We start from the raw sequence: 17,232 nt of genomic DNA, 5'->3' as shown, positions 1-17,232 counted from the left end.
GGCAGGTGGCTCCTTCGTCATCTCGAGGCGCCCTGACGGCGTCCCCGGATCCCTTCCATGGTGGCATCCCGGAGCCGGTCGCGGGAAGTGGGCCGCGCTGCCGGGCCCTCGGTAAAGAATTTACAATACGAGACGGTCTCGTATCGAAAGCCGTTTAGGCTGCTCCCCATGTCCACACCGTCCGGCGCTCCCGCCGTGTCCCAGATACCGGAGGCGGTCCACCGCCGCCGCTGGGCGATTCTCGTCGTCCTGATGTTCAGCCTGCTCATCGTGGTGCTCGACAACTCGATCCTGAACGTCGCCGTCAAGACGATCGCCTCCCCCTCGCCCACCGGGCTCGGCGCCACCCAGAGCGAGCTGGAGTGGGCGATCAACTCCTACACGCTCGTCTTCGCCGGGCTCCTCTTCACCGCCGGCCTGCTGGGCGACCGCCTGGGCCGAAAGAAGGTCCTGCTCTTCGGGATCACCCTCTTCGGCATCGGCTCCGCCCTCGCCGCCATGTCCGGCTCGCCCGGCCAGCTCATCACCTGGCGCGCCCTGATGGGCTTCGGCGCCGCCTTCGTCATGCCGGCCACGCTCGCCGTCCTGATGAACGTCTTCGAGCGCGACGAGCAGCCCAAGGCCATCGGTATCTGGGCGGGCAGCGTCGGCCTGGGCATCGCGATCGGCCCCATCACCGGCGGCCTGCTCCTCGAACACTTCTGGTGGGGCTCGATCTTCCTGGTCAACGTGCCCGTCGTGGTCATCGCGCTGGTCGCGATGGTGCTGCTGGTGCCGGACTCGAAGGACCCGAAGCCGGGCCGGCTCGACCCGATCGGTGTGGTGCTCTCCATCATCGGCCTGGTCCTGCTGGTGTACGGCATCATCCGCGGCGGCGAGCTCGCCGACTTCACCGACACCTCCGTCCTCCTCCCGGTCATCGGCGGACTCGTCGTCCTGGCGGGCTTCGTCCTCCACGAGAAGCGGAGCGCCAGCCCGGCGATCGACATCTCGTACTTCAGGAAGCCCGCCTTCTCCGCCGCCGTCGCCGCCATCGCGCTGGTCTTCTTCGCGCTGATGGGCGTGACCTTCTTCTCCGCCTTCTACATGCAGAGCGTGCGCGGCTGGAGCGCCCTCCAGTCCGGGCTGCTGATCCTGCCGCTGGCCGTGGCGCAGATGATCTTCGCGCCCCGGGCCCGGCTCGTCGTCGCCCGGTTCGGCGCCCGCGCCGTCTGCACGGTCGGCATGCTGGCCGTCGCGCTCGGCCTGGCCGCCTTCGCCCTGTTCGACGCCGACACGCCCGTCTGGCTGATGTGCGTGGTCTTCTTCGTCCAGGGCACCGGCATGGCGCATGTGATGCCGCCGGTCACCGTGGCCGTGATGCAGGCGCTGCCGCGCGAGAAGGCGGGCTCGGGCTCGGCCGTCAACAACACGTTCCGGCAGGTCGGCGGCGCGCTCGGGATCGCCGTCCTCGGCTCGGTGCTGTCCGCCGTCTACCGCGGTGGCATCGAGGACCACCTCGGCGGGGTGCCGGCCGCCGCCCGGGGCGCTGCGGGGGAGTCCATCGAGGCGACGCTCGCCGTCGCGGAGAGGATGGGCCCCTCCGGCACCCCGCTGGTGGCCGCCGCGCACGACGCCTTCATGAGCGCCATGCACGTCACCGCCATCGGCTCGGCCGGCGTCGCGCTCCTGGGCACGGTCGTGGTCGCGCTCTGGCTGCCGGGCCGCGAGCCCGCCGGGCAGCCGCCCGTACGGGAAGAGGCACCGGCCGCCGCGGCGGGCGCCGAACGGTGACATCGGCGGCCGCGCACGGCTGAATCTTTCGTGTGAACCGGGCGGCGTGCGCGGCCCGGTTCACACGCGGGGGGCCGGGACGCGGCAGAGCCCCCCGGTCGCGTCGGGGAGAATCGGGGCGGCGAAAGGTGGGTTTCACGTGCAGGCTCAGGCACCGGACCGGGACGAGCGGGCCACGGGCGGGCGGGACGGGCGGTCGGACGGCGGCCCGGGTCCCGACCCGGGCCGCCCGGGTGCCACCGGACGGCGTCCCGCCCCGGCCCCCGCCCCGGCCCCGGTCTCAGCCCCGGCGCCCGCCTCCGCGCCCGCCCCCGCCTCGGCACCCGCCCGCGCCTCGGCACCCGCCCCCGCCTCCGCGCCCGCCCGCGCACCGGCTTCCGCCCCCGGCGAGGAGCCGGAGCCGCGCCGGGGCCGGCCGCGCAGCGCCGCCGCCGAGCGGGCCATCCTGGACGCCGTCGTGGAGCTGCTGGAGGCCGGCGAACCCCTCGCGGCCCTCTCCATCGAGCGCATCGCCCGCACCGCGGGCGTCGGCAAAGCCACCATCTACCGGCGCTGGGCCGGCAAGGAGGAGCTGTTCGTCGACGTCCTGCGCGCCATCGAGCCCCCGGAGCCGGACGTCTCCGGCACCGGCGGCCTGGACGACCTGCGCATCCTGCTGGAGTCCATCCGTACGCGCGGCCTCGCCCAGCGCTCCTCGGCCCTGCTGCACAACGTGTTCGCGCAGATGAAGACCCACCCCAAGCTCTGGCACGAGTACCAGCGCACCGTGATCGCCCCCCGCCGCGTCGCCATGGCCGCCGCCGTCCGGCGCGCCGTCGATGCCGGTGAGCTGCGGGACGACACGGACGTGGAGCTGATCAACGACCTGTTCCTCGGCCCCATGCTCGTACGCACCATCCACCGGCTCGACGCGCCGCTGCCCGAGGACCTCGTCGACCGCGTCATCGCCCTGGCGATCGAGGGCCTGGCACCGCGGCGGGCCGCGGACCACGGCAAGGACCGGGGCAAGGACCGGGGCTGACGCGCCGGGCGGGTACGAGTGTGCGGGCTTCGTCACAGACCCGCGCGTACCGCCCCAGGCCGGAACTGCCGGCGCCGCCCGCTACGTCCTCGTGGCAGTACGGCAGCCGACGGAGGCATGAGTCGGCGGCATGAAACACATCGCGCATCCCCTAGGGTCGGGGGCGCGGCGATGTGTACGGCAAGGCAGTGAGGACAGTGCGATGGCGCAGGCGTACAGGGCGGACACGGAGACCGGCGGCACGGAGCCGCAGCGCTCCGGATCCCGCTTCCGGGACCTGCGCGAGAGACTGATGAAGGACCGGGGCATCTGGCGCCGCGGGATCGTCCTGGCCTGCTGCTCGGTGCTGCTGACCCTCGTGATGGCCTTCCACGCCCGCATCCCGAACACCATCGGCAACCTGGGCAGCCTCTCCGAGACGTTCCTGCCGTGGATCGCCGTGTTCATCCCGCTGCTGCTGATCCTGGGCCTGGTGCGCCGCTCGGCGACCGCCCTGATCGCACTGCTGCTGCCGGTCGTGGTCTGGCTCAACGTGTTCGGCGGGCTGCTCACCGACAAGTCGGGCAGCGGCGGCGATCTCACCGTCGCCACCCACAACGTCAACGCCGACAACCCCGACCCCGCCGCCACCGCCGAGCAGGTCGCGGGCTCCGGCGCGGACGTCGTCGCCCTCCAGGAACTTCCCGCGGGCAAGGTCGCGGCGTACGAGAAGGCGCTCTCCGGCACCTACCGCTACCACTCCGTGCAGGGGACCGTCGGCCTGTGGAGCAAGTACCGGCTCAGCGACACCCGGCCGGTGGACCTCAAGATGGGCTGGGTCCGCGCCATGCGCACCACCGTCGCCACGCCCGAGGGCCCGCTCGCCGTCTACGTGGCGCACCTGCCGTCCGTACGGGTCAAGCTCCACGCCGGCTTCACCGCCAACCAGCGCGACCAGAGCGCGGACGCGCTGGGCAAGGCCATCTCGCACGAGTCCCTCGCCCGGGTCGCCCTGCTCGGCGACCTCAACGGCACGATGAACGACCGCGCGCTCAACGCGGTCACCTCCCAGATGCGCTCCACCCAGGGCGCGGCCGGTGACGGCTTCGGGTTCAGCTGGCCCGCGTCGTTCCCGATGGCCCGGATCGACCAGATCATGGTCAAGGGCGTCGAGCCGATGTCGTCCTGGACGCTCCCGGCCACCGGCAGCGACCATCTCCCGATCGCCGCCCGCGTCAAGCTCTGACGTAACGGGCCGTTCACCCAGGGGTGTCCGACCTCTGAGAGACTTTGTTCCGAACGGGAACAAGGCCGCCGGCGAAGAGGCCGGTCCGCCACCGTCCGCCCCGCCCACCCGGCGGACCGCGCCGGTACGCGTACGGCCACGTTCCTCCCGTCCCTCCCGCACCCCCGCAGGCCCCGACCGGGTCCCGGGCGCCGGGCGGGGCTCTCCGCGGAAAGGTTTCTCCTCATGCCCCTGGCCCTGCTCGCGCTGGCCGTGAGCGCCTTCGGCATCGGCACCACCGAGTTCGTGATGATGGGCCTGCTGCCCAACGTCGCGGACGATCTGGGCACCTCCGTCCCCACGGCCGGCTACCTGGTGTCGGCGTACGCGATCGGTGTGGTGCTGGGTGCCCCGCTGCTCACCGCCGTCGGCTCACGCATCCCGCGCAAGCGGATGCTCCTGCTGCTGATGGCCCTGTTCACCGTCGGCAACCTCGCCTCCGCGCTCGCCCCCGGCTTCGGCTGGCTGATCGCGGGCCGGCTGCTGGCGGGACTGCCGCACGGCGCGTTCTTCGGCGTCGGCGCCGTCGTCGCCTCCCGGCTGGTCCCCGAGGGGCGCCGGGCGCGCGCCGTCGCCACGATGTTCCTCGGCCTGACCGTCGCCAACATCGTCGGCGTACCCGCCGCGACCCTGCTCGGCCAGCACCTCGGCTGGCGGGCCACCTTCCTGGTGGTCGCGGCCATCGGCGTCTGCGCGATGGCGGCCCTCGCCCGGCTGATCCCGCAGATTCCGGTCGAGGCCCACCAGAACGTCCGCCACGAGCTGCGCGCCCTGGGCAACCGGCAGGTGCTGCTCGGCCTGCTCACCGCCGTCTTCGGCTTCGCCGGGGTCTTCGCCGTGTACTCCTACCTCTCGGCGATGACGACCGAGGCGATGGGCTTCGGCGAGTCCTCCGTGACGCTGGTGCTGGCGCTCTTCGGCATCGGCATGACCCTGGGCGCCCTCGCCGCGGGCCCGCTCACGGACCGGGCACTGCGCCCGACGCTGTACGGATCACTCGGCGCGCTCGCCGTGGTCCTGGTGGTCTTCCCGTTCGCCGCGCAGGTGAAGTGGGCCGCGCTCGTGATGGTGGTGCTGCTGGGCGGCGTCGGCTTCATGACGACCACACCGCTCCAGATGCTCGTCATGAACAAGGCCAAGGACGCCCCGACCCTGGCGTCGGCCTCCAACCACTCCGCGTTCAACCTGGCCAACGCGGGCGGCGCCTGGCTCGGCGGCGTGGCCATCGCGGCGGGCTGGGGCTGGACGTCCCCCGCCCTGGTCGGCGCGGCCCTCGCGGTGGCGGGCCTGGCGGTGGCGGTCACGGCGGGCGTCCTGGACCGCGACGGCGGCAGGTCAAAGGTGGTGGCACGCCAGAACCCGGCCCGTCCGGCGTTCGACGACAGCACGTCAGCCGCGACGGGCCACCACTGACCCGGTGGCGTCGGCCGCATCCGGCCCGTCCGGCCGTTTGGGGACAACACCTCGGCCCGGCTGGGCGGTCACTGACCGGGACCCGCCGCATCCGACCCGTCCGGTGCTCGACGACAAGACATCAGCTGACCCGGTGGCGTCGGCCGCATCCGGCCCGTCCGGCGCTTGAGGACAAACCCCCAGCACCGGACGGGCCGGCGTACCCGGAGACCCGCCGGCGTCAGCCGGCCTCGCGCCACCGGTTGGTGATCGGCAGCCGCCGGTCCTTGCCGAACCCCTTGGGCGAGATCTTCGTCCCCGGCGGGTACTGCCGCCGCTTGTACTCCGCCGCGTCCACCATCCGCAGCGTCTTCGCCACCAGAGCCCGGTCGAAACCGGCCGCGACGATCGCGTCGAGCCCCTGGTCGCGGTCGACGTACAGCTCCAGGACGCGGTCCAGCACGTCGTAGTCCGGCAGCGAGTCCGTGTCGACCTGGCCGGGCCGCAGCTCGGCGCTGGGCGGCTTGGTGATGGACGCCTCCGGGATCGGCGGCGTCTGCCCGCGCTCCTCGGCGGCCCGGTTGCGCCACTTCGCCAGCCGGAAGACCGAGGTCTTGTACACGTCCTTGATCGGCCCGTACGCGCCGACCGAGTCCCCGTACAGCGTCGAGTAGCCGACGGCCAGCTCCGACTTGTTGCCGGGGGCCAGGACGATCTGGCCCTCCTGGTTGGAGATGGCCATCAGCGTCGTGCCGCGCAGCCGCGACTGGAGGTTCTCCTCGGCCAGCCCGGTGAGCCCCAGCGACCCCATGTACGCGTCGAACATCGGCTCGATCGGGACGGTCCGGTAGTTCAGCCCGGTGCGCCGGGCCAGCTCGGCCGCGTCGCCCTTGGAGTGGTCCGAGGAGTACTTCGACGGCATCGAGACCCCGTACACCTGCTGCGCGCCCAGCGCGTCGCAGGCGATGGCGGCGACCAGCGCGGAGTCGATGCCGCCGGAGAGCCCGATCAGCACGCTGGTGAAGCCGTTCTTCGCCGCGTACGCCCGCAGGCCCACCACGAGGGCCGTGTACAGCTCCTCGTCGTCGTCCAGCCGGTCCGCGTAACCACCGGCCAGCTCGGCCTCGTACGGCGCCAGCGGCTCCTCGGAGAGGACCACGTGGTCGATTTGCAGGCTGTCGTTGACCTCGCCCGACGGCGCGTCGGCGGAGGCGGCCGGCAGCTCCAGGTCGAGGATGACGCTGCCCTCGGCAAACTGGGGGGCGCGGGCGATGACCTCGCCCTCCCGGTCGACCACGATCGAGTCGCCGTCGAAGACCAGCTCGTCCTGGCCGCCGATCATCGCGAGGTAGGCGGTCGTGCAGCCGGCCTCCCGGGCGCGCTTGCGCACCAGTTCCAGCCGGGTGTCGTCCTTGTCCCGCTCGTACGGCGAGGCGTTGACCGACAGCAGCAGCCCGGCCCCGGCGGCGCGCGCCGCCGGGACCCGGCCGCCGTCCTGCCAGAGGTCCTCGCAGATCGCGAGTGCGACATCGATGCCGTGCACGCGTACGACGGGCATCGAGTCGCCCGGCACGAAGTACCGGAACTCGTCGAAGACGCCGTAGTTGGGCAGGTGGTGCTTGGCGAAGTTCAGCGCGATCCCGCCGCGGTGCAGCACCGCGGCGGCGTTGCGCGGCGACCCGGCGGGCTGGCCGTAGCGCTCCGCGGCGAACTCCGAGCGGTCGAGGTAGCCGACGAGGACGGGGAGCTCCCCGAGGCCCTCCGCGTCGAGGCGGGCGGCGAGCGCGCGCAGCGCGTCGCGTGACGCCTCGACGAAGGACGACCGCAGGGCCAGGTCCTCGACGGGGTAACCGGTCAGCACCATCTCGGGGAACGCCACGAAGTGGGCGCCCTGTTCGGCGGAGTGCCGGGTCCAGTGGACGATCGCCTCGGCGTTGCCGGCGAGGTCGCCGACGGTCGAGTCGATCTGATTCAGTGCGAGGCGTAGTTGAGGCACGCGACCCACTCTAATCGTCTGACTGACGCGATGTCCTGGCGGGCCGGGTAAAAGCAACGACGCCCGCGGTGGATCAGCCGGTGGAGGTCCGCGCGTAGACCTGTTCCGCCCAGTCGGCGATCTGGTCGTCGGAGAGGTGCCGGGCCAGGTCGGCCTCGCTGATCATGCCGATCAGCTTCTTGTCCTCGACGACCGGGAGCCGGCGGATGCGGTGGTTCTGCATCTCCCGGAGCACGGCTTCCACGTCCGCGTCCGCCTCGATCCAGCGGGGCGTGCCCTGGGCGAGGTCGCCCGCGGTGACCTTGGACGGGTCGCGGCCCTCGGCCACACAGCCGACCACGATGTCGCGGTCCGTGAGGATGCCGATCATCCGGTCCTCCTCGCCGCTGGCCGAGATGGGCAGCGCGCCGACGTGGTGCTCACGCATGAGCTGGGCGGCGCGGTCGAGGGTCTCGTGCGCCGGGATCCAGGTGGCGCCGGTGTGCATGATGTCCTTGGCGGTGGTCATGGGGATTCCTCCTGCGTGCCGATGGGCAGCCGTACGTGCGTCCCCGAGCGAACCCATCGTCATGGGCCCGTTCGGGCGACGCGACCGCTATCGGCCATTCGGGTGTATTTACCTCACAGGGGAACTTTTCGTACAAGGGCATGCCAGTGACGGCTCAGGGCGCGCTCAGTCCGCCCGTGCAGGCGGCGCCCGGCTCGGGCGTCTGCGGGCCCTGCACGTAATGGGCGAAGAACTGCGCCACCCGCGGGTCGTCCGCGCCGTCCACGGTGACCTGCTTGCCCCAGGCGGTCAGCATGATGGCACCGGTCTGGTCCTTGTAGGGGCTCATCAGCGAGTACGGCGTCTTCGACACCCGGTCGGCGAGCTTGTCGACATCGGAGGCCGGCGCGTCGTCCGTGTACGTCACCCATACGGAACCGTGCTCCAGGGCGTGCACGGCGTTCACGTCGGGGATGGCCTTCTTGTACACCTCGCCGTCGCAGTTCATCCAGACGGGATTGTGGTCACCGCCGACCGGGGGCCTCATGGGGTACTTCACGTCCTCCTGGACATGGTCGCGGCCCAGCTTCGCCGCGTCCCAGGACTTCTCGCCCTCGATGGGCCCGGTGGCCAGGTCCCCGTCCTTCTGGTCCGAGCCCTTCGCACCCTTGTCGTCACCGCTCATCGAACTGGCCGAGGCGTCGGACTTGTCGAGGATCGTGTACGTACCGAAGGTGACGAGCCCGGCGACGACGAGGGCGCCTGCGCCTATGACCAGGACGCGGTTGCGGCGGTCGCGCGCGCGGTCGGCGCTGCGCATCTGCTCCATGCGGGTCCTGCGGTCGTAGCTCATGTCGTGGGTCCTTCTGCGAAGGGGTGATGAGGGGGACGGGGAGAGCGGGAATCCGGTGCGCGCGGGGCGGTGGCGAGGCGGCTGGGCCCTGCTCGCACCATGGGCGCCGATCGTAGTGGGTGGCCGGGTGCTCCACGTCACGTCGGGTGCGTAATCTGGGGGAAATCCGGGGTCGCGATACTGGAGTCTCTCCCCAGCCCCGGGAGGTGGAGCACAGACCGTCTGAACTGCAAGGATGTGGCTATGGACAAGCAGCAGGAATTCGTCCTCAGGACCCTTGAGGAGCGCGACATCCGGTTCGTACGGCTGTGGTTCACCGATGTCCTCGGTTACCTCAAGTCCGTGGCCGTCGCCCCCGCCGAGCTGGAGCAGGCGTTCGACGAGGGCATCGGCTTCGACGGCTCCGCCATCGAGGGCTTCGCCCGGGTGTACGAGTCGGACATGATCGCCAAGCCGGACCCGGGCACGTTCCAGATCCTGCCGTGGCGCGCGGAGGCCCCGGGCACGGCCCGCATGTTCTGCGACATCCTGATGCCGGACGGCTCGCCGTCCTTCGCCGACCCGCGGTACGTGCTCAAGCGCATCCTGGCCAAGACCTCCGACCTGGGCTTCACCTTCTACACCCACCCGGAGATCGAGTTCTACCTGCTGAAGGACAAGCCGGTCGACGGTACCCGGCCCACCCCCGCCGACAGCTCCGGCTACTTCGACCACACCCCGCAGAACGTCGGCATGGACTTCCGCCGCCAGGCCATCACCATGCTCGAATCCATGGGCATCTCGGTCGAGTTCAGCCACCACGAGGGCGCGCCCGGCCAACAGGAGATCGACCTGCGGTACGCGGACGCGCTGTCGACGGCCGACAACATCATGACCTTCCGCCTGGTCATGAAGCAGGTCGCGCTGGAGCAGGGCGTGCAGGCGACGTTCATGCCGAAGCCGTTCTCGGAGTACCCCGGCTCGGGCATGCACACCCACCTCTCCCTCTTCGAGGGCGACCGCAACGCCTTCTACGAGTCCGGCGCGGAGTACCAGCTCTCCAAGGTCGGCCGCTCCTTCATCGCAGGCCTGCTCCGGCACGCGGCGGAGATCTCCGCCGTCACCAACCAGTGGGTCAACTCCTACAAGCGCATCTGGGGCGGCTCCTCCCGCGCGGCGGGCGCCGGCGGCGAGGCCCCCTCGTACATCTGCTGGGGCCACAACAACCGCTCCGCGCTGATCCGCGTCCCGATGTACAAGCCCGGCAAGACCGGCTCGGCCCGCGTCGAGGTCCGCTCCATCGACTCCGGCGCGAACCCCTACCTCACCTACGCGGTCCTCCTCGCCGCCGGCCTCAAGGGCATCGAGGAAGGCTACGAACTCCCGGCCGGCGCCGACGACGACGTCTGGGCCCTCTCCGACGCGGAACGCCGCGCGATGGGCATCGAACCCCTCCCGCAGAACCTGGGCGAGGCGATCTCCCTCATGGAGAAGAGCGAACTGGTCGCCGAAACCCTCGGCGAGCACGTCTTCGACTTCTTCCTGCGCAACAAGAAGCGCGAGTGGGAGGAGTACCGCAGCGAGGTCACGGCCTTCGAGCTGAAGAACCTGCTGCCGGTGCTGTAGACGCAGGTCAGGCGCCCAGAGACCAGAAAGCGGGCGGGCCACCCGGTTCAACCGAGGTGACCCGCCCGCAGCCATGATCAGCTCTGGGCCGCCCGCGGGCCGTCAGGCCCGAACGGGCGGCCCAAGTACACCTTGTCCATGGCGACGTCAGTCTGCCCTCGCCCACTGACAACGTTCCTGAGCTCATAAGAACCCGACCCGGGGAAGGGCACAGCACTCGTGGCAAGCAGCAGTTACGGGGCAGGCCTTGAGCTCCGGGACGTTGCAGGTTTCTCCAACTCATCAAGGCACCCCGGCTCCGCTGCACGGGCGCGCTTCCCGACATGGCTCTTCCGGTCGTGTGCTCGTGGCGCGGGATCCGACGTCGCAGCCCCACCGAACTCCGCGCAGGGAAGGGGTACGACTACTCGGAGATCCGCCACTGGCTGCGGAACCGGAGCATCACACCAAAAGATCGCGCGACGTGGCATCGAGTCACCACATGAGACGACGTCTTGGACGTTGTCTCATGTGGTGCAGTCAGGAAGGAATGGCATGGGCTGGGTCATGGTGCCGTATCTGGATCCTCCGGCCGATTATGTCGGCGGAGCCGGGTGACTGATCATCGGGCCATGAACACGGACTACTGGACAGTGCTTGCGGACTCCGAGCGGGAGCAGTGGGGGTACGTGCCCGCAGAGGCTGTCGGGCCGCTGGCCTTCGGGATCGATCGGCCCGCCGCCGTCACAGTTATGGCAGGGCGCGGCTTCATCGCCGAGGAGAGTGAGATAGAGCGCTGGAACTCGTTGCGTGCCCAGTGGCGGGTCAACTTTCGCAGGGCTGCGTCGGACGAGCAGTGGTCGGCTGTGAAGTGTTATTTCGTCGAAGGGGTGGGGCTGACGTGCGTGCTCGTCGATGGGTTGCGTGGCCCTCAGGTCATCTGCGAGGGGATCCGGCTGATCGGCCGTGTGCCGTCGGAGTTGTCCACTGAGATGGAGGCCCACGCGCTGGGGCGGGGCGAGGGCATTCAGTTCAGCCTGACGGGAGACCTGTGCTGGCCCGGCTTCGCATTCGAGCGGGGTGCGCGGCGTGCAGGGGACGCTGTCGTGAGCTGGGCTCTGTTCTTCAACACTGGGGGTATAGCGGGTACTTCCTGGGACATTGCTCGGCAGAGGTCTGGCACCACTCATAGGCGGCCGCCACGATTCCGAGAAGGAAGTGTTCAGCCTTGCGCTCGTAGCGTCGATGGAGTCGCAGGCAGGCTCATCGAATCGATCGCGCACCGCCACCAGTCCAACTGGCCACTTGCCTCTGGCCGGGCCAGTACTGCCCGATGCACTTCAGCCCGTACCCGACCCTTCGACCAGTCGGAACAGCGTCGATGAACTGTCTGCCCGGAGGCTCCGAAGATCGGGGGGAAGTTGCCGTCAGATACAGCTTGACGTGGCCACGAAGGTAGTTGCCGTGAACACCATCCGGTCAGCGCACCGCCGCCGACCGCCAACGGCACCACATCCTTGAGCATGTCCCACAGCCTGTCCGGTACCAGATGTCCCACCGTCCTTATGCCAGCTCAATGATTCGGCACCAATCAAGGCATCGCCTCAGGTGCGAGCCAATGAGGACCGCAAGGCGGCCATGAGCTTCTGACGGGCATCGCGGAATGCGCGTCGCGCCTCCGCACACTCAGGATCGTCGCGGAGATGTCCAGCAATTACCGCGTCCCTGTACTGAAGCAGTTGATAGGCCGCGTTGCCAGCGAGCCCTGCCACCTCCGGCGTGGCCAATAGCTCCAATTGGTACTGCTTTGAGTGCACACCGTGAGTGAGGACGCTGGTACGAGCGAGTTGGGCGCGTTCATCCACGTGTACGTGCCCTGATCTGCTGGCATCGCTTATGGTGTCGCGCGCTTCCGTCAAGGCCTCCAAAAACTGGGCAGCCACTGCGCGCAGAGTCTCTCTGTCCTGCGCCCTCGTGTTCCGCCGCCAAGACGCGCGGTCTGTGACGAGGGTGCTGCCAACCCCGATAACCGCACCTACCGCTGTAGCAACCAATGCTGTCCATTCCATGGCTGGGAGCCTATGAGTCCGCCATATCTGCTGCTAGGGGGTATCCCGCCGGAGCGCTCCTGTGAGGTCGTCTGGGCCCCGCGCGGGGAGCACTCGTTGTCGACCAATGGTGACAACTGTCAATTGCTCACCCGCAGGTCACAGTGCAGATCACGTCAGTGGCCGCATGTCGCGAACCCGGCACACCACTTCCTCCGCAACAAGAAGCGCGAGTGGAAGGAGTACCGCAGCGAGGTCACGGCCTTCAAGCTGCGGAACCTGCCGCCCTGTTCCGGTGAAGCGGTGACGGCGCCGGGCGGCTCCGCCTAATCTGGGCGCGTTGCCGAGGGGGGCCATGGACGCATTCATCAACGCGACCTTCGCAGTGACGACTGGCAGCGCCGCCGGACTGCTGGCCATGGGGTTCGCCTCCAGGCTGTCGAGGCGTGCGGAGGACAGGGCGTACGAACTCACGAGGTCGGTCCGGGAGATCCGGGAGCTCCTGCGCACGCAGGAGCTCGATGTGTCGGAGGCCGCCCGGTCCCAGCGCCTGGTGCCGGAGCTGATTGAACGCCTTCCCGACGAGATCGCCTTCCGGGTCCGGCAGGATCTGAAACGCCGGCCGCAGCCTGTCACCAACGTGACCGCCGAGGTCGTCCACATGAGCTCGGCCGACGTGAGCGCCGAACGGGCCAAGCTGACGCAGGAGATCGCCCACTCGCTCAGTACCCCGCTGGCCCAGATCGAGGCCGCGGCGCTGTCCATGGAGTCCCGGGCAGCGGGCGGGGACGAGGCGGTGGCGCTCCCGGTCCGGCGCATCCGGGAGGGTGTCGAGATATGCAAGTGCTTCATCAATGCGTACAGGAATTACGGGAAACTCCAGGAGGGTGTGGGTGAATCGTTCACCGGCACCGGTGCGGCGGCGCTGAGAATGGCGGTCGACTTCTACGCGAACGCGGTCGACAAGGCGATCGAGCCGGAGATCGGCGACATCCCGGAATCCTTCGACGGCTATGCGGACGACTTCGTCATCGCCGCACTCCTGCCGCTTCTCGAAAACGCCGTCGATGCCTCTCCGGAGGGTGGAAAGGTTGCGGTGTATTTCACGAGGGGGGCGGACACCATTGCCTTCGTCATCTCCAATGTGTGCGCGAGCGGTCCACCGGGCGGCGAAGTATTCGACAGGGGCTACACCACGAAGAGCGGTCATCAGGGCGTGGGCCTGTCCGTCAGTAAGGGCCTGGTCGAGGGCTTCGCGGGCGGCGAGATATCCATGAAAGCCGACGGTGACGAAGCCGCGTTCACCGTTTCGCTCCCTTCCCGGAGGCAGGAGGACGGCGGTGTACACGGTACTCGTGGTCGATGACTCGCGCAGCATGGCCGAGCAGCTCGCTGAGCTGATCACCCAGCAGACCGGCTTCCGCACGCTGGCGTGCAGTAGGCCGGAACGCGCCGTTGCCGCCGTTCAGGAACACCCGATCCGGGTGGCCCTGCTGGACCAGCGGATGCCGGTCAAGAGCGGCACCGAGCTCTACCGCGAGCTCCGGGAGGTGAATCCCGCACTCAACGCCATCATGATTACCGGAGAGGCCAGCTCGAACGAGGTCGGCCAGGCCATGAGCCTCGGCTTCTCGGACTACCTCGCCAAGGCCGACATCGCGAGACTGTCCGAAGTCGTCCTCAAATGGCACACCCAGTACGAGGTGGACCGGGCGGCCCAGTGGCGGGTCGGCTCCCCTGAACTCCTCCATTCCGAACGCAGGAAATTTCTCCTGTTCGGTGACAGGGTCAGGTATTACCTGGCAGCCGTCCAGGTCCTCGATGAAGCCCATGTGATCCCGGACAGCTGGGTCACGGTCCAGCAGATCAATGCGGGCCAGGAAAAGAAGTACACGTACAGCACGTCCGTCAAAGAGACATTTATCGTGGAGACCTCCCATCAGTACAACGCCAAGGGAAGCCTGGCCGCGGACATCGCCAAGAAATCGAAGGTCGGCGCGCGGATCGAGGCCGCGGTCACCCGGATCGTGAAAAAGGCCCGGACGACCGAGACGACGGCCACCGCATCGACGGAGGAGACCTACCGACTCCCCGAGGAATCGTCCGACCCGGCGGAGAACTATGTGAAGTCCCGCCACATCGAAAGCGCCCCCGTCTACAGGAAGCTGCGCCTCTCCTTCGTGAAGGAATGCAGTTGCTGCCGGGAGGACACCGCGGTCCCGTTGGTGGTGCTGGTGTTTGACGACGCCTACGCGACCAGGCATACGGACTACTACCGCGACGGGACGTCGGAGTTCATCGACACGGGCCACATCCGCTGACCCGGCCCCGAAATCGCGTGGCCGCCGCGATTCCGGGGCCGGTAACGTCCGCCCACATGACCGGCCGACAAGCAACGACGACCCTGTGGCGCCCCACCGGCCCCGAGGAGCTGGACCTGGTGCGCGAACTGAACTGGCGCGCCTGGCCCCCCAGGCTCCCCGAGCAGCCGATCTTCTACCCGGTCCTCAACGAGGACTACGCGATCCGCATCGCGAGGGACTGGAACGTGAAGCACAGCGGCGTCGGCTACGTCACCCGCTTCGAGGTCGAGTCGGATTTCCTGAGCCGGTACCCCGTACAACAGGCGGGCGGACGGACGATCCTGGAACTTTGGGTCCCGGCCGAGGAGTTGGACGAGTTCAACGCGCACATCGTGGGTGGGATTCAGGTGGTGCACGAGTTTCGCTGACCTCCGGCGAGGAAGCGGGTGATCTCGTCCTCGGCACCGCGCGGGAGACCGGCGCAGGCGGACCCCGGCAGTGCCGAGACGACGGCACGCAACTGGTCCGCGAGGTCCGGGAGCAGAGCCCAGACCGTCGCCGGGACGCCCACGGTGGCGAGCAGCAGATCGCCCTCGTAGAAGTACGCGTCGATCAGCGGCTCCTCCAGCAGCAGGCGCACGGCGAGCGGAACGACGTACGGCAACGCCACCTGCTGTGAGACGAGCGTGCACAGGTCCGCCGGGCGGAGTTCACCCAGGGGTACGCGCCTCAGCGCACGCACCTTTCGTGCCAGATGGGTCGTTGCGGAGGGCGGAGCCGGCCGGCGGGGCGGGTCCAGGTCATCGAGCGTCCGGTCGAGGTGCAACAGAGGGCCCATGGCGTTCATTGTCGCCCCACCCGGCTTCCCCCTCTTCTTGCGGACGGGTCTTGTCCTCCCACGTGTGCCGGCCGGCGTGGGCGGGGACGCCTGGCTTCAGCGCTGGAGGTCGGCCTCCACCCTGTTTCTGCTTGCCAGGAGGCCCTCAAGCAAACGGCTTTGGCCCCCGGGCAGTCCTACCGGCGACGGGCCGCCGTGCTTGTCGACCTGGCCGCCGTCGGCGCGAAACGGCGCGATCCGGACCAGGTGATCGCGTACGGGAACGAGGCCGTCGGCCTGGCGTGCGCCTTGGGGTCCGGGTATGTCGCCCGTAGACTCCGAGCCCTGTGCGACGAGTTCGGGCCCTTGAGCCGCGACCGGCGTGTGGCAGAGCTGGGGGCGGAAAACGGCGTGCTCAACACACTGTGAGGAGAGGCGTGGTTATGTCACGGACCGAGGGTGCGCGGTTGTTCCGGGAGAGCTGGATCGCCGGTGTGCGGCGGCACTTTCCCGGGGAGCCGAAGGCCGGGTACGTCACGCCGTGGGACGGCACCCCGCAGTGGGAGCGGGAGGCGGCGGGTGCCGTGTACGAGCAGGTGCGGCAGTTCCTCGCGGTGAGTGGCGGGCAGGCGGCGCGGCTGTCGCGGGAGCAGAAGGGGCGGTTCGTCGCCCTGTGCTGGACGGCCCAGATGTACAAGCACTTCGAGGACCCGAAGCCCGGGTACGTCGCCGACTGGGGTGTGTTGCCCGAGTGGCAGCGGGAGACCGATGCCGACATCTTCGAGGCCATCGAGGCCATTGACGCCGTGCGGTGAGCGCTGGTTCTGTGCGGCGGTCTGCTGGGTGGCGCGGAGGACTGCGCGATCCGTATCGCGCGTGACTGGGGTGATCCACGAGCTCCGGTGACGTGCCCTCATTCGGAGTCGGCCATGAATCGAGAGGTTTGCCCAGTGGCGCCGGAGAGCTCGTCAACGCCGTTGCACTCCGTGTCCGTGGCCGGAGTCGTCGTCCGGGAGGACGGCCGGGTATTGGTGATCAGGCGGGCCGACAACGGGGCCTGGGAACCGCCCGGGGGTGTGCTCGAACTGGCCGAGGCTCCAGAGGACGGTGTCCGGCGCGAGGTTTATGAGGAGACCGGCATCACGGTGCGGGTGGACCGGTTGACCGGGGTCTACAAGAATTCGTCGCGCGGCATCGTCGCCCTGGTCTTCCGTTGCCGCGCCGAAGGCGGCTACGAGCAACTGTCCGACGAATCAACGGCAGTCGAGTGGCTGACTCCGGACGAGGTGGCCGGCCGCATGGCCGAGGTCTACGCGGTCCGGGTCGCCGATGCCCTTCTGGACGGTGCGCCGCAGGTGCGCACGCACGACGGCACGACGTTTGCCCAGCCTCCCGGACGCGTCGCGAAGAGGCGGTAGTTGTGTCGCGGGTTGCCCCGGACCCCGCCTTCGCCGGCTGTACCGGGCGGGTCGGCGTCGTCCCGGATCGCTCAACGCGTCTGCGCCGAGAACCATGGGCCGCGGCGGGCTTTCTCGCCGCGGCCCATGGCCTGATCGGTGGCAGTGGTTTCGAAGGGGTGGTGGTCTTCGAATCGCCGGCACCGCAGCCGGGCCGGAACCGGGAATCATCTGTGGATGAACCGTTCCTGCCTGCATGGTGGCCTTTCGGGCTTCGTCGAAATTCTAGGGAGTGAA

General features: G+C 69.3%; 14 protein-coding genes. 10 read left to right on the top strand and 4 right to left on the bottom strand.

Going from position 1 to position 17,232, the window contains the following annotated elements; genetic code table 11:
• Positions 1-168: 168 nt before the first annotated feature.
• From P8A18_RS08425 to P8A18_RS08410, 4 genes are all read left to right on the top strand, one after another.
• The gene (locus tag P8A18_RS08425; protein WP_306053184.1) at positions 169-1,773 is read left to right on the top strand and encodes a DHA2 family efflux MFS transporter permease subunit; all 1,605 of its coding nucleotides are present in this window, start codon (positions 169-171) and stop codon (positions 1,771-1,773) included.
• 139 nt (positions 1,774-1,912) lie between these two features.
• Entirely contained in the window at positions 1,913-2,794 is an 882-nt protein-coding gene (locus P8A18_RS08420) for a TetR/AcrR family transcriptional regulator (protein WP_306053183.1), read from the top strand.
• Between the two features lie 292 nt (positions 2,795-3,086).
• Positions 3,087-4,019, top strand: coding sequence for an endonuclease/exonuclease/phosphatase family protein (locus P8A18_RS08415; RefSeq protein WP_063831080.1), 933 nt, complete (start codon positions 3,087-3,089; stop codon positions 4,017-4,019).
• A gap of 225 nt (positions 4,020-4,244) precedes the next feature.
• Positions 4,245-5,471 carry an MFS transporter gene (locus P8A18_RS08410; protein WP_306053180.1) on the top strand — a complete coding sequence of 409 codons (1,227 nt, stop codon included), beginning with the start codon at positions 4,245-4,247 and terminating at the stop codon, positions 5,469-5,471.
• Between the two features lie 220 nt (positions 5,472-5,691).
• Here P8A18_RS08410 and P8A18_RS08405 read toward each other — a convergent pair whose 3' ends face one another.
• The 3 genes from P8A18_RS08405 to P8A18_RS08395 all read right to left on the bottom strand — a co-directional run bounded on the left by P8A18_RS08405 (position 5,692) and on the right by P8A18_RS08395 (position 8,786).
• Entirely contained in the window at positions 5,692-7,446 is a 1,755-nt protein-coding gene (locus tag P8A18_RS08405; protein ID WP_306053178.1) for an NAD+ synthase, read from the bottom strand.
• Positions 7,447-7,519: 73 nt separating this feature from the next.
• Positions 7,520-7,954 carry a CBS domain-containing protein gene (locus P8A18_RS08400; protein WP_306053175.1) on the bottom strand — a complete coding sequence of 145 codons (435 nt, stop codon included), beginning with the start codon at positions 7,952-7,954 and terminating at the stop codon, positions 7,520-7,522.
• Between the two features lie 154 nt (positions 7,955-8,108).
• Positions 8,109-8,786, bottom strand: coding sequence for a thioredoxin-like domain-containing protein (locus tag P8A18_RS08395; protein ID WP_306053173.1), 678 nt, complete (start codon positions 8,784-8,786; stop codon positions 8,109-8,111).
• Between the two features lie 243 nt (positions 8,787-9,029).
• Here P8A18_RS08395 and glnA2 point away from each other — a divergent pair, with 243 nt between their 5' ends.
• The 4 genes from glnA2 (at position 9,030) to P8A18_RS08375 (ending at position 15,149) form a co-directional block, all read left to right on the top strand.
• On the top strand, positions 9,030-10,391 hold the full coding sequence (gene glnA2 / locus P8A18_RS08390) for a gamma-glutamylpolyamine synthetase GlnA2 (protein WP_306053172.1): 1,362 nt from the start codon (positions 9,030-9,032) through the stop codon (positions 10,389-10,391).
• Positions 10,392-12,773: 2,382 nt separating this feature from the next.
• On the top strand, positions 12,774-13,784 hold the full coding sequence (locus tag P8A18_RS08385) for a sensor histidine kinase (protein ID WP_306053170.1): 1,011 nt from the start codon (positions 12,774-12,776) through the stop codon (positions 13,782-13,784).
• A gap of 10 nt (positions 13,785-13,794) precedes the next feature.
• Entirely contained in the window at positions 13,795-14,739 is a 945-nt protein-coding gene (locus P8A18_RS08380; protein ID WP_306053169.1) for a response regulator, read from the top strand.
• Between the two features lie 56 nt (positions 14,740-14,795).
• Positions 14,796-15,149, top strand: a complete 354-nt coding sequence (locus P8A18_RS08375) for a hypothetical protein (RefSeq protein WP_306053167.1) — start codon at positions 14,796-14,798, stop codon at positions 15,147-15,149.
• Here P8A18_RS08375 and P8A18_RS08370 read toward each other — a convergent pair.
• Positions 15,125-15,559: a contact-dependent growth inhibition system immunity protein gene (locus P8A18_RS08370; protein ID WP_306053166.1), complete on the bottom strand. Its 435-nt coding sequence runs from the start codon at positions 15,557-15,559 to the stop codon at positions 15,125-15,127. The genes P8A18_RS08375 and P8A18_RS08370 overlap by 25 nt on opposite strands.
• A 422-nt stretch (positions 15,560-15,981) precedes the next feature.
• On the opposite strand from P8A18_RS08370, the gene P8A18_RS08360 reads away from it, so the two are divergent.
• A complete protein-coding gene (locus tag P8A18_RS08360) occupies positions 15,982-16,353 on the top strand; it encodes a hypothetical protein (RefSeq protein WP_306053165.1) in 372 nt (123 codons plus the stop codon).
• Between the two features lie 114 nt (positions 16,354-16,467).
• Entirely contained in the window at positions 16,468-16,956 is a 489-nt protein-coding gene (locus P8A18_RS08355) for an NUDIX hydrolase (RefSeq protein WP_306053163.1), read from the top strand.
• The last annotated feature ends 276 nt before the right edge of the window (positions 16,957-17,232 follow it).

Source organism: Streptomyces sp. Mut1 (genome assembly GCF_030719295.1).
Taxonomy (GTDB): domain Bacteria; phylum Actinomycetota; class Actinomycetes; order Streptomycetales; family Streptomycetaceae; genus Streptomyces; species Streptomyces castrisilvae.
Note: the sequence above shows the minus strand (reverse complement) of the source record. Positions and strands in the feature narration are given on the sequence as shown.